We start from the raw sequence: 3152 nt of genomic DNA, 5'->3' as shown, positions 1-3152 counted from the left end.
ACTCTTACTTTATTATCTACTCCTACATTTAAGGTATTGCTTAATCCTACTATGGTATCTTTAGATAAGCCTACATTAGTTAAGTATTCTCCTCCTACATTGACATTTTTAGCTAAGTCTATGATTTGAGTATGAATCTTTTTAATCCTTTCATTATAAATTCCATCTACCTTAGAATCTTTATCATTTAAAATTCTTTGAGTGAAATTATGCTGGACTAATTCATCATAATCCTTTTGGGCTTTTAAATAAATTTGTTCTTTATCTTTTATATTTGAGAGGGTAAGTTCATTATAACCTTCTTCATTAACACCTATGGTTTTAGAAGAAAGAGAAGTTTGATGATCATTAAAAGGAAGATTTACTAAACTTGGATTAGCCCCATTATACAAACTAGAGCTCACATAAGGTTTATCTATATCATCATCTAAAAAAGAAATAATCACTTCATCTCCTAACTTTCTTTGATGAGGGCTTTAGTGATTTAAAGGGTAGGGGATTTGAAGTAGAATTTAAAATATCAAGACTCATGTAAGAATTAAGGGACATTGATGATCCTTTTGGGGTTGTTGATGATTAATAGCCATAAGCTTATGTGATTTATTTTAGCATAAAGTGGGTAAAATAAAGTTTGTAGTATATTCTTTAATTATCTAAAATCAAATCATTTCTCATAAAAATATCGCCTGCAAGATTCTGCTAAACCCACTCCAAAAATTTGCCTAACTCCTTTTTTAGCCAGTCTTTCTTTATCATAAATCAAAGACCCAAAAGAAATACTTACAAAAGGCACTTCCATATCAAACGAGCTTTTATTTTTATGAATAGGATTTTCACTATTAAGCGAAAAAAGTTGTTTTTTGCAATATTCTATCCATTTCATTTCTTGATTAGCATATTTGTTTTCATTGTGAAAGTATTGCACCTTGCATTTATTAGCATCTTTATCATCAAAAAGTTTAAGTTGCAGATAAAGCAGTTCTAAGTTTTGGGTATTCTTTTTTATATTATTGACAATGGATTTTTTTTCTTGTATTTGAGTATTAGCATCTAAATCTATTACAAAAATTTTATAGGCTTTAGTAAGAGTTTTAAAATGGAATTTTATATCTTTTAATATATCTTCTTTATCAAATTTTTCTATATCTAAAATAACTATAGGCTTGTCAATAAAAGCCATTTTTTTATAAGGGGTAAATTTTTGAGAATTAAAATAAGCAAAAAATACCACACCCTTATCTCTCCACTCGTCTTTGATGCTGTATTGATTTTTCCATCCACGACCTAACAATTCTAATCCACGAAAAGCTCTATTTTCTATAGTAGTATGGCGTATATATTCTTCTATATCTTCTTTAACATCAAAAACCAAATAAGATAAAATGATATAATTTTTATAGGATTCTTCTTGTTTTCTTACCTCATAATCAAAAACGATATTAAAATTATTTTTCAAAGCTTCTAGTTTTAACACCTCATTATCTTGCATTATTCCTTGTGCATAAGTGAAACTAAAAAACATTTTATCAATAAAAGCTTGCCCTTTTTGTTTATGCTTTTTTTGTATATTAAACATTGGAGCGTATTTTAAAACACTTTCATAAAAATTGTCTTCATTGAAATTTTCTCTGTCTATAATAAAGCTTATTTTATCTATAGTGCTCTCTTTACCCACATAAACATTTTCAAATACTATTTTACCCTTATCATCACTCATAGCCTTTGCCACCACTCTATCAAAGCGATGATTATAAACATAAATTTCCTTATTTTTTAAAGCTTCTCCATTCTTAGCAAGAAAGCATTCATTGATTTCTATTTTTATATTTAAGGCATTAGCTATGGGTTGTATTCTGATTATAGTTGGATTTTTTTCTTGAGCTTTTTTATAACTTTGCTCATCTTTATCTAAATAATAAGGAAAACTTAGCATCAAAAGAATGGTTTTAAAATAAGCACTATTAATATCACTTATTTCTTTACAAAGCTTTTCTGCTTCATCTTCATTTAACACTCTTAATTCTATATATTGATGAGTGATGAGATAATTGATGATTTTGTGCATTTTTTCATCTAATTTTTCCTCTAAATATTTCTCTTTGGCTTCTTGTTTTTTTTAATTCCTCATCTTCATCGCCAAAAATCCAATCATTAATAAAGCCTGCTGCAATTCCTCCAACAACAGCACCAATGATTGTTCCAACAATAGGAATTTCTGATCCGGCAATAGCTCCTATTCCAATTCCTGTAAAGACTCTACCAATTATACCTACTCCTGTTCTAATAGTTATCTTTTTGCCTGTCTCTTTTGCTACTTGCTTGATAGCAAAACTTGTTGCTACACTTTTAGTAACTACATACCCTGTTGCCCCCTCTATTAAAAGTTCTTTTGCTATTTTTTCATTGGATTTTTGTTCTAGTTTTTTATAAAGAATATTAAAGATTCCAAAATTAACTTTTATAAGTCGAGAGCCAACTTGCTTGCCTAATTTGTCACTTGTATCAAATAAAACTTTGATTTTTTCTTGACTATAAGCACCAGCAGCACCGACTGAATTTGAAAATATCTGTCCCGCTACTCCAAAATCTTTTTCTTGTGATTGTGTTTTTAATTGTGATACATTAGAGTCTAATACTACTTGTAAGCTAGAGTATATATTTTCATTTGTCATTTTGTATTTTCCTCAATTCCTCAATTTTTAAAAAATCCAAATCAAATCGTGGTGAGATTTTGCTATGCCTACTCTTAAAAAATTCATAGTTTTTCAAATCAATTTTGCTTAAATATTCTTGCGTTTGGGGTTTTATTATTGCATATAATTCTTGGATATTATTGCTTCTGAGTGGATCTAAAAACGAATATGCATTATAAATTTCCTCGCCAAATTTAGATATGGTTACGCTATCGGCATAAATAGCAGTAAATGTGTGTGAAAAATAACAAAAATAAAAACTTCCAATCTCAAAAATTTTATCTTTGCCGACAAATTTCTTTACAATAAGGTCTTTATTTGTGGCATAAATTTCTTTTGTGTTGAGTGTCCGCAAAATTTCCATAAGATAACCAAACATAACAACCATAAATATAAGGCTTATTATACCGAATAATACTATATCCCAAATCCCTTTATCAAAAGCTTGATATAGCTTTT

General features: G+C 28.5%; 4 protein-coding genes. All 4 read right to left on the bottom strand.

What is annotated here, in order from left to right:
• Positions 1-446, bottom strand: a 446-nt coding sequence (locus AJN60_RS07615) for a bacteriophage T4 gp5 trimerisation domain-containing protein (protein WP_407918804.1), incomplete at its 3' end; no start/stop codon positions are given.
• Between the two features lie 218 nt (positions 447-664).
• A complete protein-coding gene (locus AJN60_RS07610; RefSeq protein ID WP_070286211.1) occupies positions 665-2065 on the bottom strand; it encodes a hypothetical protein in 1401 nt (466 codons plus the stop codon).
• Positions 2066-2069: 4 nt separating this feature from the next.
• Positions 2070-2672 (bottom strand): hypothetical protein, encoded by a 603-nt coding sequence (locus AJN60_RS07605; RefSeq protein WP_070261755.1) that lies wholly within the window; start codon positions 2670-2672, stop codon positions 2070-2072.
• Positions 2662-3152 (bottom strand): hypothetical protein (locus AJN60_RS07600; RefSeq protein ID WP_158512532.1); only part of this gene is annotated, 491 nt, incomplete at its 5' end. The genes AJN60_RS07605 and AJN60_RS07600, both read right to left, overlap by 11 nt.

The organism is Campylobacter sp. BCW_4323 (assembly GCF_001763115.1).
In the GTDB taxonomy this organism is placed as follows: domain Bacteria; phylum Campylobacterota; class Campylobacteria; order Campylobacterales; family Campylobacteraceae; genus Campylobacter_D; species Campylobacter_D jejuni.
The sequence above is the reverse complement of the archived record's forward strand: the minus strand, read 5'-3'. Positions and strand labels throughout refer to the sequence as shown.

Excerpts from the sequence above, each read along its gene's own strand:
- AJN60_RS07605 (WP_070261755.1), bottom strand. The coding sequence starts at position 2,672 with ATGACAAATGAAAATATATACTCTAGCTTACAAGTAGTATTAGACTCT.
- AJN60_RS07610 (WP_070286211.1), bottom strand. The coding sequence starts at position 2,065 with ATGCACAAAATCATCAATTATCTCATCACTCATCAATATATAGAATTA.